The 15,682-nt window shown below is 59.3% G+C and carries 12 protein-coding genes; 7 read left to right on the forward strand and 5 right to left on the reverse strand.

What is annotated here, in order from left to right; translation table 11 throughout:
- Positions 1–41: 41 nt before the first annotated feature.
- Entirely contained in the window at positions 42–1,289 is a 1,248-nt protein-coding gene (locus WCO56_24345; GenBank protein ID MEI7732725.1) for an acyltransferase, read from the reverse strand.
- A 439-nt stretch (positions 1,290–1,728) separates the two neighbouring features.
- Between WCO56_24345 and WCO56_24350 the strand changes: the two genes are divergently transcribed.
- From WCO56_24350 to WCO56_24360, 3 genes are all read left to right on the forward strand, one after another.
- Positions 1,729–1,899 (forward strand): DUF1737 domain-containing protein, encoded by a 171-nt coding sequence (locus tag WCO56_24350; protein MEI7732726.1) that lies wholly within the window; start codon positions 1,729–1,731, stop codon positions 1,897–1,899.
- Positions 1,900–1,994: 95 nt separating this feature from the next.
- On the forward strand, positions 1,995–3,347 hold the full coding sequence (locus tag WCO56_24355; GenBank protein ID MEI7732727.1) for a serine hydrolase domain-containing protein: 1,353 nt from the start codon (positions 1,995–1,997) through the stop codon (positions 3,345–3,347).
- A gap of 27 nt (positions 3,348–3,374) precedes the next feature.
- The gene (locus WCO56_24360) at positions 3,375–4,220 is read left to right on the forward strand and encodes a hypothetical protein (protein MEI7732728.1); all 846 of its coding nucleotides are present in this window, start codon (positions 3,375–3,377) and stop codon (positions 4,218–4,220) included.
- Between the two features lie 79 nt (positions 4,221–4,299).
- Here WCO56_24360 and WCO56_24365 read toward each other — a convergent pair whose 3' ends face one another.
- Both WCO56_24365 and WCO56_24370 read right to left on the reverse strand, forming a co-directional pair.
- Entirely contained in the window at positions 4,300–4,524 is a 225-nt protein-coding gene (locus tag WCO56_24365) for a type II toxin-antitoxin system HicA family toxin (protein MEI7732729.1), read from the reverse strand.
- Positions 4,525–4,526: 2 nt separating this feature from the next.
- Positions 4,527–4,736: a type II toxin-antitoxin system HicB family antitoxin gene (locus WCO56_24370; protein MEI7732730.1), complete on the reverse strand. Its 210-nt coding sequence runs from the start codon at positions 4,734–4,736 to the stop codon at positions 4,527–4,529.
- Positions 4,737–4,847: 111 nt separating this feature from the next.
- Between WCO56_24370 and WCO56_24375 the strand changes: the two genes are divergently transcribed.
- Both WCO56_24375 and thrC read left to right on the forward strand, forming a co-directional pair.
- Positions 4,848–6,668: an alpha-L-rhamnosidase C-terminal domain-containing protein gene (locus WCO56_24375; GenBank protein MEI7732731.1), complete on the forward strand. Its 1,821-nt coding sequence runs from the start codon at positions 4,848–4,850 to the stop codon at positions 6,666–6,668.
- A 241-nt stretch (positions 6,669–6,909) separates the two neighbouring features.
- Positions 6,910–8,256, forward strand: coding sequence for a threonine synthase (gene thrC / locus WCO56_24380; GenBank protein ID MEI7732732.1), 1,347 nt, complete (start codon positions 6,910–6,912; stop codon positions 8,254–8,256).
- Between the two features lie 8 nt (positions 8,257–8,264).
- On the opposite strand, the gene WCO56_24385 is transcribed toward thrC, so the two are convergent.
- The gene (locus tag WCO56_24385) at positions 8,265–10,844 is read right to left on the reverse strand and encodes a beta-galactosidase (GenBank protein MEI7732733.1); all 2,580 of its coding nucleotides are present in this window, start codon (positions 10,842–10,844) and stop codon (positions 8,265–8,267) included.
- Positions 10,845–11,110: 266 nt separating this feature from the next.
- On the reverse strand, positions 11,111–11,776 hold the full coding sequence (locus WCO56_24390) for a hypothetical protein (protein ID MEI7732734.1): 666 nt from the start codon (positions 11,774–11,776) through the stop codon (positions 11,111–11,113).
- Positions 11,777–12,005: 229 nt separating this feature from the next.
- On the opposite strand from WCO56_24390, the gene WCO56_24395 reads away from it, so the two are divergent.
- Positions 12,006–14,702, forward strand: a complete 2,697-nt coding sequence (locus WCO56_24395) for an ATP-dependent helicase C-terminal domain-containing protein (GenBank protein MEI7732735.1) — start codon at positions 12,006–12,008, stop codon at positions 14,700–14,702.
- Positions 14,703–14,820: 118 nt separating this feature from the next.
- Positions 14,821–15,303, forward strand: a complete 483-nt coding sequence (locus WCO56_24400; GenBank protein ID MEI7732736.1) for a hypothetical protein — start codon at positions 14,821–14,823, stop codon at positions 15,301–15,303.
- Positions 15,304–15,682: the final 379 nt, after the last annotated feature.

Genomic DNA, 15,682 nt, shown 5'->3' on the forward strand with positions numbered 1-15,682 from the left:
TGCTGCGGTCGAAAGTTTGAGGATGTGAGCGTTGTTATAACTTAACATAGTAATAATAGCAAGTCGTCTTGCGGGGCAACTGACAGGGCTTCCCGAATATTGTCGGGCAATCGCGACGGTAAACCTTTGAGACTGAAAATGGCGGTGCCAAAGGCAAAAGAGATCGCCAAGGCGGTAACCGCAAACCTAAAGATACTTTTCCGGTTGCCGCATACGCTTTTTTGACGGAATGGGGTTTCGATAAAACGCCATGAGAGAATTGCGAGAATAAGACCTAAAGCGACCATCGCTATCCGGTAACCGAACGCACATGGTTCCCCTGCCAAATAGTATTTGCTAAAGGCGAAGATCGGCCAGTGCCAGAGGTAGAGGGAGTAAGAGATGAGCCCTACGAATACAACCGCACGGGTTGCGAGAAACCGGCCCAAACTGGTTGGTGGGGAATCCCCTGCCAATCGGTTGTTACTCCATACAATGAGAGCAGTCCCAAGACATGGCGGCAGGGCCGCCAAGCCCGGGAACGGCGTTGTATCCGTATAAAAGAAGCAGGCAAACAATATGCCTGCGAGCCCGAGGTAGGAGGCAGATTCTCGGGTTAAACGATGCCTTATAATCCAACTGGACGGAAAAATGGCCAACGCTGAGCCGAGGAGAAGTTCCCAAGCTCGGGTGGGTAGCAGATAGAAGGCTGCAGACCTATGGTGTGCCACACCATAAACGCTAACGAGAAAACTGGCCAATATGCCAGTGCTAAAAATAGCCAGAAGCATACGCCGAGTTCGCAGCCCAGGAAACCGGAATATGGCAGCGAGAGTCAGCGGGACAATCATGTAAAACTGTTCCTCAACCGCCAAAGACCAAGTGTGGAGCAGCGGCATTTCGTCAGCAGTCCCGGCAGTAAAATATCCGCCGACAGGTGTTAACCAAAAATGAATATTGGCACCGAAAACGGACTGGCAAGCTGCGGATTTTCCAAGGGCCACGTAATCTTTGGGTAGCAAGAGAAACCATCCGGCAATTAAGGTCGCCAGCACTACGGTAACCAGTGCTGGAATGATACGACGCGCGCGTCGTTCCCAGAAATTGGCAAGCGTAAATTTCCCTTGCTGCAAATCATTGATGATCAATGAGGTGATCAGATAGCCGGAGATGACAAAAAAGACATCCACGCCGATGTAGCCGCCCGGCAAACCAAGTCCTGAGTGGAAAAGCACCACTGCTAACACGGCAATCGCACGTAGTCCGTCCACTTCGGGCCGATAGCGAAAGTTCTGAATGAGTGGGACCATAATATGCGTTATGTTTACAGTGAACCAATGATTGTCGGACAGGCGGGAGCTGCGGTCAAGCTATGGTGCGACGATGGTACTGAGATAAAGTACCTCGAAAACGTTTTTGACAGTGCTACCGAGCCATATCAAACGCCGCCCTCCGAAAACTGTACGACCAAAATTCATGGCGGACAGGGTAAATTTTCACCTCGTCGCTAGCAAGTCTTAATTCTGACAGTCGAAATTAACTGTAATTGCATACGTCAAAAGTGTCGGCTTACGGGCACCGCGCCAGTGACGCCTAAAATAATAATGGGACGGAACCGCAGCGCCCAGTGCAAGCCGAGGGTTAAACACCCGGATCGCCTCAATCCTATTCCCCACCAGCGCAAAAATGGCGCTTGAGTATTTGCCTCTTTCTGGTTGGCTACGCGCGTGCCTTTATGGTGCCAAAACTATGAAAATTACCCGTTATAAACTGATCGTGGATTCCAAGGATGACCTGGAGACCGCTGTGAATAAACTCATTGCCGAAGGTTGGCAGCCGCATGGCGCACCGGTGGTGTGTTCGCAGGACCGCCCGTACGAATTGTGCCAGGCGCTGATCCAAGTGGAGCCGGCATCGTAAGCCGCCCCAGCTTGTTCTGCGGGCAGTAATGCCGGGCTACGAACGCCGACATGATGATTGGCTTAAGCGAGTTAAGTTGTCCTGCTAAATTCGATATGCGAACGCCGAAATCCAAAATAAATCCGAAGAACGAGGGGCGCAGCAATTGCTCCCGTCCGGTTGGATTCGGAATTCGGCTTTCGGCATTCTTTCGGAATTCGGAATTCGGAATTCGGATTTTCTCGGGCGTAGTGCTGCTGTTGGGGGCGGTTGTGCTCACTGGCTGCACTTCGTTATCATCACGAGTTGTCACTGATCCGGCTCCTGCTGTGGCCAGGCTTAAGGCGGGGGCAAGTCTTAAGCAGGAAGTGGACCTGCTGGCGCAACCGTTGGTAGATAGCGGGGAAGTCATGGGGTTGGCGGTGGGAACTGTAACTCCGTCTGGTGGCCCGCAGGTCTTCGGTTATGGTCGCACGGGCCTCACCAATAATCCTGTGCTGCCGGACGGCAAGACCATTTTTCAAATTGGTTCCCTATCAAAATTATTTGTCGCCTCGTTATTGGCGGTGTTGGTAGAGGAAGGGACGTTGCGCTATGAAGACACGGTACGCGACATTTTGCCGCCCGAGGTCAAAATCAACCCGGAAACGGGGAAGTTGACGCTGTATGAATTGGTCACCCATACCGGAGGATTGCCGCGCGAGCCGGTCTGTCTGGCTCAGTTGAGCGATTTCATCCGCTTTTTGTTCACGGGTCATAACTTGTACACGTATATTGACAAGCGCCGGCTCTATCTCTATTTGCGGAACGGGCATCCCAAGCCCAATCCGGAGCGCCTCTCGCTCTATTCCAACTTCGGGGTGGGGATGCTGGCGCACTTGATTGAGGTGAAAACGGGACGGTCATTCCCGGAACTGCTTGAAGAAAAAATCTGCCGCCCGTTAAATTTGCGTGATACCGGTTTTGTCTTGAACGCGGAACAACAACGGCGTTTGGCGAAGGGGCACGCGGGGGATCAACCGCGCTTCCTGCGGCGGCAAACGCCCCTCAAACCATGGGATATGGGCGAGATCATGCGAGCCTCCGGGGCCATGTATTCCACGCCGGACGACATGCTGGTGTTTGTCCAGTCCCATTTGGGGCTGCGACATCTGCCCTTGGATCGCATTCTGAGCACCACGCAACGGGTCCAATGTCAGGCGCCGGATGAGCCGGTGGCGTTTGGCTGGCGGGTGAATGAATTCGAGGCGGGGCGGGTGAAGATTACCTATATCCATGGCATGGTGGCCGGCTACACCGCGTATATGGGCATGGATACGGAGCGGGGGGTGGCAGTGGTGGTGCTCAGCAACACGTTTAACTGGAATGAAAAAGTCGGGCATAATTTGATGCTGCGGTTGTCGGAAGCGTTGGATCCGAAGGATGCTGACAAAAGCATCCCATCTCCTCGTGCCAATTTGGCTCCATAAGATCTTTGGCCTATGCGAATCAAATTCATGCCACAGCGACCCACTCGGTTACTCGTTCTTTTCGGGGTATTGCTTCTGATCGTGGCTGGGGAATGGTGGTATCGGCGTTGGCATCCGGTTATTACCCGGGCAACGGCGCATTATTTGATTCAGTCGAGCGCCACGCCTGAGCAGACCAGCGAGGTGGCTGCGACGGTGGAGGTTTTTTACGGCGCTTATGTGAAATTGTTCAGCGATTTCACGCACAATCGCCTGCACGAAAAGCTGCGGCTGAATTTGTATAAGGACCGGCAGGAGTTCAGGCGGTGCAATCGTGGGGTAGGCTGGGCGGAGGCGTTTTACGTGAAACCCGTGTGCCACGCCTATTATTCGCAGCAAGAAGTGAATTCATACCATTGGATGGCGCATGAGGCGGTGCATCAGTTGAACCGGGAGGTGGCCGGATTGGATTTGCCGCTTTGGCTGGATGAAGGCGCCGCCACTTATTTCAGCACCAGCGTGCTGCGCAAGGGTGTGCTTGAGCCTGGCCGCATTGATCGCTTCACGTATCCCATTTGGTGGCTGGGAAAGCTTGCCTTAAGTGGCGACCTGCAGCGGGACATTGCCACGACCAACTTCATCCCACTTCACGTTATCATCACTGGCAAGGGTGGACCAGATAAGGACGAACAGTTTAATCTCTACTATATGCACTGGTGGGGCCTGACGCACTTTCTGCTGCACTATGAAAATGCCAAATACCGGGAAGGGTACTTCAAGGTAGTGCGGGATGGGGGAACGCCGCAAAGTGTTGAAAAGAACCTTGGCCCCATCGAACGAGTACAGTCGGAGTGGTACGTTTATTTCCGTAAATGCGCGGCGGAATATCGGTAAAGCCGATATAAGCAAGTCACCTGGTTATGGTAAGGATGCCGCAGGATCGTGAATTATTGGATCACGCAAGGTGGTTGTATCAGCGAGATGCCACAAATTCTTCAACCGAAAGACCAATGTCTCTGGCGATTTGCCGCAACAGCGGGGGAGCTATATCACGGCCTTTGTGCAATGGGACGGTTGTGCCGCGACCATCCGCACGGCGGTATTGTATATGAGAACCGCGCTGACGTACCGCAACGAAACCCAACCGCTCCAGCATGCGGCAGACCTCTCCGGGTTTAAGGACAGGAATAGTTCCCATGGCTAGGCCACTGCCACGCTTTGAGTACCCAGAAACTCCGCTTCCAAGCGCGGTTCACCATCCTCCAGCAGCATCGCAATCACTTCTTGCAGGTTGGCATTGAGTTCATCCAGCGACTCAGCCTGGGTGTGCGCGCCAGGAAAACCCGGTACGTACCCGACGAGTAACCCCGTGACCGGATCGCGTTCCACAACTGCCATGAACGTTTTCATGGCTCTACTATTTCACACGGCGTAGGAAAGTCAATTCAAACGCGCACGGTGCTCAAATCAGTTTTAAATTCGGATTGAGTATTTCCCGATTCCCTTTCATAAACACCTGCCATGAACATGATACGGATGCAATGGATGCCGGTTTCAATGGTTGTCGCGGTGGCTGCCATGGTGGCAGTGCCGGCTTTTGCCCAAGCCCCGGCGATGTCTGCCATCCCCGGCACAGCCCGGGTGGCTTTGCCGTTGCCGTTGCGGGGCGGGGAAGTGACCGCCCGAAGTTCGTATGATCCACGGGTGCGCCAATATATTATTCCGGCGCGTGTCGTGTGGACCTCGCCGATGGAGCAGTGCCGGGTGGAGACTCCGACCAACCTGCTTCTCAAAGGTAGCGGACAGGTAGCCGTAGCGCATACCGCCGGGTGTACGTTGAAACATCAAGGCCAAGCCCCGGGCATACTGCTCGATTTTGGCCGCGAATTGCAGGGTGGCATCCAGATTGCCGTGGAAGGCAGCACCAAGAACAAGCCGGTGCAACTCCGCGTGCGCTTTGGCGAATCCGCCAGTGAAGCGATGAGCGAATTAGGCGATAAAAACACCACCAACGACCATGCCGTGCGCGATCAAACGTGTCTCGTGCCGTGGCTCGGCACGCATGAAATCGGCAACACCGGTTTCCGCTTTGTCCGGATTGATTTGGTGACGCCGCATTCACAGGTGTTGATCAAATCCGTGCGCGCGGTGTTCCTTTATCGCGATCTTGAGTATAAAGGTTCCTTCCGTTGCAATGACGAGCGACTGAATCAAATCTGGAACACTGGCGCGTACACGGTGCATTTGAACATGCAGGATTACGTCTGGGACGGTATCAAGCGCGACCGCCTGGTCTGGATCGGCGATATGCATCCCGAAACCATGACCATCAGTTCGGTCTTTGGTGATTGCGCGGTGGTGCGCGCCAGCCTGGACCTGGTCCGTGATGAAACGCCGGCGGGCAAATGGATGAACGGCATCAGCGCCTATTCCATGTGGTGGGTGTTGATTCATCACAGTTGGTACCAGTTCAATGGCAACCTGACCTACCTGGAACAACAGCGGGATGCGCTTAAGACATTACTGCAACAGTTGCTTCAATATGTCGGCACGGATAACCAGGAAAAACTGCCACCCTGGCGGTTTCTCGATTGGCCATCCAGCGAGGATAAACCGGCCATTCACGCCGGGCTGCATTCGCTGCTGGTGTTGACGTTGCAGAACGGGGCGGAACTATGCGGTGCCCTCAAGGAAAGCGCGGTCCGCCAGCAATGTCTTGCGGCGGTTGAGAACCTCAAAAAGCACGTGCCCGAACCGGGTAACAGCAAACAGGCGGCGGCGCTGATGGCCCTTGCCGGGCTGGGCGATCCGCAAAAACTGAATCGGGAAGTGCTGGCGGTGGATGGCGCCAAACGCATGTCCACGTTTTACGGCTACTACGTCCTGCAAGCGCGCGCCAAGGCCGGGGATTACCAGGGCTGCCTGGATGTCATTCGCACGTATTGGGGGGCGATGCTTGACTTGGGAGCCACCACCTTCTGGGAGGATTTTGACCTGGACTGGACCAATAACGCTGGACGTATTGATGAACTGGTCCCCGAGGGTAAAAAGGATGTTCATGGCGACTACGGCAACTACTGCTACAAGGGCTTTCGCCACAGCCTGTGCCATGGTTGGGCGTCGGGTCCCACTCCGTGGCTCAGTGAACACGTGCTGGGTGTCCAAGTGTTGGAACCCGGCTGCAAAACCGTCCGTATTGATCCGCACTTGGGCGACCTCCAATGGGTGGAAGGCACTTTCCCCACCCCCCAAGGCATTATCAAATTGCGCCACGAAAAACTACCCAACGGTAAAATCAAGTCCAAGGTGGATGCCCCGCCTGGCATCAAAATTCAGCAATAGGTTGTTGGATATGGTTTACGGATGATAAAATGACATGCTCGGGCATTTTATCATGATAAAGTTACACGCCTTGGTAGATTATCAGCTATCCGGCTCCTTGGGTAATTTTCACACGGCCACATGTTTACCACCCCATTTCGTTCCTCAGATTTTTCTGCAAAATTCCCCCTATAAACACAGGCTCAATTTTCCTTGAATCCGTCTGGCCCTACCGCCACCCTTGACCCAGGAATATTTTACTATGGCATATCGAGCATGGTTTCAATGCATTAACGCGCAATGCGGGTGTAAATACCCGCTGAATCAGGTCATTTACCGCTGCGAGAAGTGCGAGTCGCTGTTGGAAGTGACGCACGACATCAAGGCGCTGCGGCGCCGCAGTCCGCAGGCCTGGATGAAGCTGTTTGATGAACGCTACCGTTCCACCCAGTGGCCCTACGGCTCGGGCATCTGGGGCAAGCAGGAATGGGTGCTGCCGGAGATTGAAGATAAAAACGTGGTCTCCCTGTACGAGGGGGGGACGAATCTGTTCTGGGCGGAGCGTTTCGGCAAGCTGATCGGCGTGCCGGACCTGTGGATCAAGCTGTGCGGCAATACCCACAGCGGATCATTCAAGGATCTCGGCATGACGGTGCTGGTTTCGCAGGTGAAGCAGATGATCTCCGAAGGCGCGCCCATCAAAGCCGTCGCCTGCGCCTCCACGGGCGATACTTCTGCTGCGCTGGCCACTTATTGCGCCGCCGCCGGCATCCAATCCATCGTGCTGCTGCCGAAGGGGAAAATATCCATCGCGCAGCTCGTCCAACCCATCGCGAACGGCGCCTTGGTGCTTTCGCTCGATACGGACTTCGACGGTTGCATGAAAGTCGTCCAGGAGATCACCAAGGACGAAACCATCTACCTGGCGAACTCGATGAACTCCCTGCGCGTGGAGGGACAGAAGACCGTCGGCATCGAAATCGTGCAGCAGTTCGATTGGGAAGTGCCGGACGTCATCATCATCCCCGGCGGCAACCTGGGCAATGTTTCGGCGCTGGGGAACGGCCTGCTGATGATGCGCGACCTGGGCCTGATCGCCAAACTGCCGCGCATCGTCGTCGCGCAGGCGGAACGCGCCAACCCGTTGTATCGCGCCTATAAAACCGGCTTTGAGAAGTTCGAGCCGATGCAGGCGCAGAAAACCCTGGCCAGCGCCATCCAGATTGGCAACCCCGTCAGCTACGAGAAAGCCGTGCGCGCCTTGAAAGCCTTTGACGGCATCGTGGAACAGGCCACGGAAGAGGAATTGGCCGACGCCTCGGCGCTGGGCGATCTCACCGGCATGTTTAACTGCCCGCACACCGGCGTGGCGCTTGCGGCGCTCATCAAGTTATTGAAGGCCGGCAAAATTGATAAATCCGAACGCGTCGTGGTGGTCTCCACCGCGCACGGACTGAAATTCGCGGACTTCAAGGTGCGGTATCATGAGCAGAAGATGGACTTTGGCTGCCGTTATGCCAACAAACCCATTGAACTGCCGCCGCGCGTGGACGCCGTCAAAGCGGCGCTCAAAGACGCGTTGAAAAAAGTCAAGACGCTGAAGGTTTAGCGGCCGGCTCAGTATTTCAGCACTTTGGTCTCCCCCCGCTTCAGCGGCAGCGTGAGCTTGGGGCCATTCCCTGCTTTTGCGCCCGTCAGGACGTCCAGGATGACGCCGGAATGCCCGGTGTCAATGGTCACCGGGCCATCTTCGGCGGCGTGCAGGGCAATAAACGGGCCGTTGGCGTAAATATTGCAATCGGTCTCGGTGAACAGGTGAACCCCGGCCTGGCGCGCCGCCAGGCGCAGCAGCTCCGAGGTTAAGCCCGGCGCGCCCGCAAAAATCGAAATCCCCCCGGGGGTGCGCCGCATCGCCACCGCGGCGGAGCCATCCGGATACGTGGCCAGCACTTCCGAAGGGCTCGCATCTGCTGCCAACAGCGGTAGGACTGATTTCTCGACACCAAACGCCTTTTCCATTCCCAACCGCTTGCCAGCCTCCGTCGGCGTCGCCTTCCCCTTGTCCGGAGTCACTTTCTTCAAGGTGAATCCGGTCAATTCCCGCGCGGCCTCGAGATGAATGCGATCGCCTTCAAAATATCCGGGAGCATAACACCAGAGCCGCGTCGCGCCATGCGTGGCGCTCAAAAGCTTCACGCGCTCTGCGGCGGTCAGGCTCCAGGCGTTCAGGAACACATACAGTTTGGCGTGAACGCGCCCCGCCAGCACATCGTCCAGCAGATACTGACCGTACGGCGCGCCCATTCGCCCCAGTGGCGCGCGCACCTCGTAAATGCCCGGTCGGGTGACCGAAGTTCCACCGGCCGCCACGCGCAACATGCTCCGCTCATCAATGATGGCCGCAATGCCCGGTTTAAACGGCGTCGGCTGTTTCAGCAGCGGTTCATCCAACGCGGCCAGTCGTTGCATTTCCCGCCACATGCGCGCATCGTTGAACCAGCCACTGGAACCCAAATCCATCCACCACGTGCCGAAATTTCGCAGGGCTTCCTGGGCCACGTTGCGGATCAGCTCCGCATTGGTCTCTTCGATCGTGGCGACGTGCTGCATCCAGCCGGGTTGGTTGCCGGTGGCCAGGTAGGTATGCGTGTCATCCTCATTCAGCCACAGCTTTCCCGTCAGCGCCACGCTCTCCGCCGCCGTCATCGAGGGCGCGCTCTGGCCCAGGCCGCGGTCGAAATAGGAGATGGGCGAACACAGCACATCAATGTCCGGCGAATTCAGCGCCCGGCGCAACGCGTAATGCCCGGCGGTGGACGGCCCGTTCGACACGGCGGCGAATTCAAAAACATACCCGTAGAAAAAGACGACCAGCTTTTTGCCGGCGGACGCCTGGCGCGCGGCCCGGGCCAGTTCGCACACGCAATCGGCCATCGCCTCCTGCTGAAACTCCGCCCAGTCCGTCAACGCCCGTTCATTGGCGGGATCGCGGAATACGCCGGCGGGCGCGGCATGGCGCGCCACCGCCGTGGGAACACTGGCGGAAGCGAGGGTCACCGCGCCATCACTCCATGACTGGCGCAACGCCGTATCGTTGGCATACCGCTGTTTGAGCCACAGTCGCCAGGCTGTCAGATCAGCCGGGGCATAACCGTTAAGCGGACGTTTCCAGGTGTCCTGATAAAACCATTCGCCGGTATTCTGCCCGCATGGATGATACCCCGCCACGTGATTGCCAAACTTGTCCTCCAGATGTCGCACCAGTGCCGCCAGGCGTTCCGCCGCGTCGTGCCGATATTGCGGCGAGGCCACCACGGTATCTTCGCGACGCCCGTCTTCCCATTGCATCACGTCGTCAGGATGCGCCGCGCGCCACCAGGCGGGGGCCGCCATGCCCATGCGCGGTATCAGCAGGGCGTTGGGATTGGCGCGCAAAACCTGTTCACACGCGGCATCCACGTTGGCCCAATCCTCCGGCTTGCCGGGGGCCGGCCACGGCATGCCGATGGGAAAGCTCACGAAATTCACCCCTGCCTGCGCCGCCAGTTTGATCTGCTCCTCGAAACAACCGGGCGGCCCGCCCAATCGCGTGAACGTGGTTCCCGGCTGATAAAACTCCACCTTAATATTGCGGGCCGGCTCGGACTTTACCCAAAGGCGAGTCCGATAACGATGACCTTGGATGATTTTGAGGCGGGGCTGATGGTAAACATGAAAGTCCGGCCAATGTCCGTCCGCCGGCGCTTTGAGTTTCACCTGCAACGCGGCGGAACCATTACGGCCAAGACCTGGGACTACCGCGATGGTCCCCACGGTATTCTTGGCGTCAAACGGCCAGTATGTCCAATCCCGCTTGAAGCTCGCCATCCCCCCCTCAAAATCGCAGCGCGGCATGGTTTCACTGGCGTCATCCAGGTCAGTCACCTGAATGTCATCCAGATAAACATCGCCCGGCGTTTGCCCGAACCGCAGATGCATGGTGCCATTATTCGCGCTGCCGGTGGCGATAAACTCAAAACTGATCTCCTGCCATGACGGAGTGGTGGCCATGGGCTTGGAGCCCGGCCCGCCCCAGAACATGCGGGCGCGCACCGGTTCACCATTGACAACCAGTCGCGGCGCGCCCCCGGCGGGGTCCACCCGCACCGTCAACGCGGACGCCTGGCCAATCAAAGCGGCCACGCCAAATCCTACCATGCTTCTGAAAATACGTGCGGTCATGCGGATGAGGATAGGCATCCCCGGCCAACAGTGGAAGCCGAAACCAAGCGACGTTGCGGCAAAAGGTGAGGCTTTGCTGAATTCTGGATCAAACCAAAGGGAGGTACTGTGGGTTCTGGTACAGCAGAAAAACTGACGCCTATCTGGTCTGGCTGAACCGGCCCAATGGCGGTTGAGTGCGTTTCAGCTTCAAAGAATCTGGCGGAACGCCGTGGGCCACAGTTGCGTCGCCGCTGGGTGCTTTACCCGGCAGCTTGCAATTTGGGCTGAACGAGGCGGAGGAATTGGTCGTGTGCCTCGGGGTTGGTCAAGCTGCGCCTGGGCAGCCAGAAAAGCAAAAGCGGTGTGGTTTGGACGGCGACAATGCCCTGAAAATTGGCGGGTTTCTGCACGTTCCCGGCGGGCGGTGGCGGGCGGAGCCAGAGGACAAAGCCGTGCGGCGTCTGCATCACCCGTTCCACTTCGTCCCAGGTTTTTTCCATCCGCCCCGGCGCGGCATCCGGCGTGGCGCGGCTGATATGGGTGAAGCCCCCCGCATGGAACTCGAAGCGTTCTTCCCGGTCTGCCACGGAAGTTGTTTCCCGATTTCGGGGCTTCATGAGGTACAAGAGCCGGGGAAAACGCAGGACCAGCAAAATCAGCACGGGTATGCTGACCGTCAACAGGATGACCGCCACGCAACTCACCACCACGGATGGTCGCCAGCCATCGGCGACAATGGTCGCAGCGGAGACAAGCACGCCGATGACCAGCAGCAGCACGATCATCCGGCGGAGCTTCAGCCGCACCGCGTCCGTGCCGGTAAACGCGGTGTGCGCGTGGATCATTTGAACAACGTGATCCTGGTCTTCGGGCGTCCAGCGATATTGCGCGATGATGGGGGCATTCATAAAGCGATTGTCGCTCATTTGTCTTTCTGGCCGCGATGTTATGCCTTCGCCCAAGGCCGTCAAATTCATTTTATCCGCGGCTAAACCCGCTGCCGGCTGGCGCCTGCCAATTATTGAGGATTGCTTTCCCGGGGGCGCGCATTGCATCCTAGCGCCCCGATGGCTGGTCCATACACATCCGCAACCGCAAGCGAAGCAATGACCCTCCCCGAAACGCCGGGGCAGGGGCGGCGGCGCCATTCCCATTATGCCTGATCCCAATCGCCGCCCTGAGGTTCCATCCCGCAATGACCCGCTGCCCATCTGGGAAATCCATGCCCAGGTGCTGGACACGTTGACGCGCGGCAACCGCCTGGTGCTCGTGGCCCCGACCGGCTCCGGCAAAACCACGCAGGTGCCGCAGATGCTGCTGGACGCCGGGCTGGCGGGCGGTGCGGACCGCAAGATCGTGGTGCTGCAACCGCGCCGGGTGGCTGCGCGCACCGTGGCGGCCCGCGTGGCGTGGGAGCGCGGCGTGAAGCTCGGCCAGGAGGTCGGCTACCAGGTGCGCTTCGACGACCAGACCGGCGTGGGGACGCGCATCTGCTTCATCACCGAGGGCATCCTGCTGCGCTGGCTCCAGGATGATCCCACGCTCGCGGATGTCGGCATCCTGCTGTTCGATGAATTTCACGAGCGCAATCTCCTGAGCGATGTGGCGCTGGCGCTGGCGCGCCAGATGCAGGAAACCACGCGCCCGGATTTGAAGCTCGCCGTCATGTCCGCCACGCTCGACGCCGAGCCCGTCGCGGCGTACCTGGACGATTGCCCCATCCTGATTTCCGAGGGCCAGAGCTGGCCGGTGGAGACGCGCTTCCTGGATCTGCTGGACGAGCGCCCGGTGTGCGATCAGGCGGCGGACGTCGTCGAGCGCATCGTCAACGCCGGGGAGCCGGGCGACATCCTGGTCTTCATGCCGGGCATGGGGGAAATCAACGCCACGATCCGCGCGATCGGTGCGGCCCGGCTGGATGAGCCGGTGGCGCTGCTGGCGCTGCACGGGGATTTGCCGCCGGAAGATCAGGACCTCGCGTTCGCCAGGCACCCGCGCCGCAAAGTCGTCGTCGCCACCAACGTCGCCGAAACCTCCGTGACCATTGACGGCATCCGGCACGTGGTGGACAGCGGGCAGGCGCGCGTGGCGCGGTACGATGCCGAGCGCGGCATCGGCACCCTGACCATCGAGCCGATCAGCCGCGCCTCCGCCGATCAGCGCAAGGGCCGGGCGGGGCGCACCGCCCCCGGCACCTGCCACCGGCTCTGGACCGAGAGCGGGCACCTGAACCGGCCGGACCGCAACACGCCGGAAATCCAGCGCAGCGACCTGGCGGAAGTCGTCCTGCTGCTCCACTCCCTGGGCATCCGGCGCGCCGTGGAATTCAACTGGCTGGACCGCCCCGATCCGCAGGCCGTGGAGCGGGCCGAGCAACTCTTGCTGGCGCTGGGCGCCCTGCAGACCGTCGCGGAAGCCGCCCCGGCGGGCCCGGCCGGTCCGCGCCGCTCGCCGCCCTCCACGCTCACGCCGCTGGGGCGGCGGATGCTGCGGCTGCCGATGCATCCGCGCTACTCGCGCATGCTGCTGGAGGCCGCCCAATACGATTGCGTGCCCATGGCCGCGCTGTGCGCCGCGCTCGTCAGCGGGCGCGATCTGCTCATGCGCCTGGGGCGGGATGACACCCACATCGCCGAGGCGCGCGAACTCTTCGAGGCCAGCGCCCTCTCCGATTTCTTCACGCTCATGCGCGCCTACCAGTTCGCCAAGAACCGCGGCTTCAACGTCGAGGCCTGCCGCCGCTACGGCATCCACGCGCAGACCGCCCGGCAGGTCGAGCAGACCTTCGACCAGATCCTCCAGATCGCCGAGCGGGAGAAACTCGTCGCCCGGCCCGCGCTCAAGGACCTCGACGCCCCGGAGCCGCCCGAACCGCCGCGCGCCAAGTCCGCCCCCATCCCGGATGAGCCGCTGCTCCGCTGCCTGCTGGCGGGGTTTGCCGACCAGCTCTGCATCCGGCGCGATATCGGCACCCTGGAATGCGACATGACCGAGGGCCGCACCGGCACCCTCATGCGCGAGAGCGTCGTGCAGAACGCCACTCTCTTCGTCGCCGCCTCCCTGCGCGAAGTCAGCGGGCGCAGCTCCGGCCCGCGCACCCTGCTGGGGCTGGCCACCGTCGTGAAGCGCGAATGGGTGCAGGAAATGTTTCCCGCCCTCGTCACCGCCCGCGTCGAGCACCTCTTTGACCGCACCCACCGCCGCGTCGCCGCCGTCAAGCTCATCCGGTTCCAGGACCTGGTGATCCACCACGAGCACCAGGCCGAGGCGGACCCCGCCGCCGCCGGGCGCTGCCTGGCCGAGGCCTTTGCCAAGGGCTGGTACGAGCTGCCGCTGCTCAACCACGCCCTTAAACAATTCATCGCCCGCGTCAACCTCGTCTGCACCGCGCTGCCGGACCTGGACTTCCCGCCCCTGGACGCGGCGGGCCTCACCGCCTGCCTGGCGCGGGCGTTCCATGGCGTCACCACCGTCAAGGAGGCGCAGACCCTCCACCTGCGCGAGGCCTTCCAGCAGCACCTCGCCCGGGAACAGCTCGCCTGGCTCGATGAACTCCTGCCGCTGACCCTCGCCTGGCCGGACGACCGCGCCCACAAGCTCCTCTACACCGAGGGCGACCCGGCGGAGGACGAACCGCCCGGCGTGGAACTCCAGATGAAGCTGCACGAATGCTTTGCGCGCAAGGACCACCCGTGCCTCGGCGAAGGCCGCGTGCCGGTGAAACTCTGGCTCTGTACCCCGGACGGCAAACGCCTGGAAGCCACCCGCGATTGGCCCGCCTTCCGCGCCAACCAATACCCCAAGCACCGCCGCGCCTTGCAGCAGAAATATCCCGGCAACACCTGGGTGTGAGTCGCGCGGTTTTCGCATTGACCAGCGAGGCCTTTTTGGGGATGGTCAGCACCATGATAGCAATCTGGCTACCGGAAACCATGAATGAAAGGTTTGTTCGTTAACACTGTTGGGCCGCATGCGCACGCAACTCCAAATCGGTGGCTACAAGATTGAGTTTGACCGCGACGCGACTGCCGCGTGTTATGCTGATGTCGACATTCCCGGCCCAGAGGGTTGTGGTTGTGCTGACTGCCGCAATTGGATTGCCGGTCGTGTCCAAGTCGTGACATCGGAGTTGCGGCATTTGCTCTCACAGTTTGGCATACCCGCTGACGGTGAGATTGAGGTCTGGGAGTGCCCAGGTTTGTCACGCCCGCATCTTTACGGAGGTTGGTATTTCATCATTGGCAGTATTGTCAGCGGCGAGCCAGACCATGAGTTCACGGTCGGCAACTTTCGGCTTTCATTCACTTCTTTCCGCTCATTTTCCGTTTCAGCGTTCGAAGGGCAGGAGGTTTGTGAGTTGCACTTCTACACCGAGATTGACACATATTTGCCAGACGCCGATTATGCATCACCACCAAGACCAAAGACTCACAGTGAGACCGGAACGGTCTAACATGCGCTGCAGCGAACGGCGATGGGCAATCGCTCATTTTTCGCATTAACCCCATAACAACACCTCCAGAATTGTTCGGAGGCATTCCTTCAATCTCTCTGGCACACCCTTCAGGGTGCCGGTCGCTGTCTGCGGCTTTCCGGTGGTCGCGCTCCGTGCCCCGCGCGACCGACCGGCTTCATCCTGCCAATCCTCCGGATTGAGGGAATCCCATCCAGCGCTGGGTTGGAGTCCGCTGACGCAATCCGCTTTGGGATTGCCGGGCTGAGCAGGGCTTATCCCGTAGGGATAACGGCACGGGAGGCCAGGGTTGGTTGCGGGGGCAGGGGGCGCAACCTACCCTTATATGTTCCCTGCGATGAATTTGATCACAAGCGTC

This window comes from Verrucomicrobiota bacterium, from assembly GCA_037139415.1.
Classification (GTDB): Bacteria; Verrucomicrobiota; Verrucomicrobiia; order Limisphaerales; family Fontisphaeraceae; genus JBAXGN01.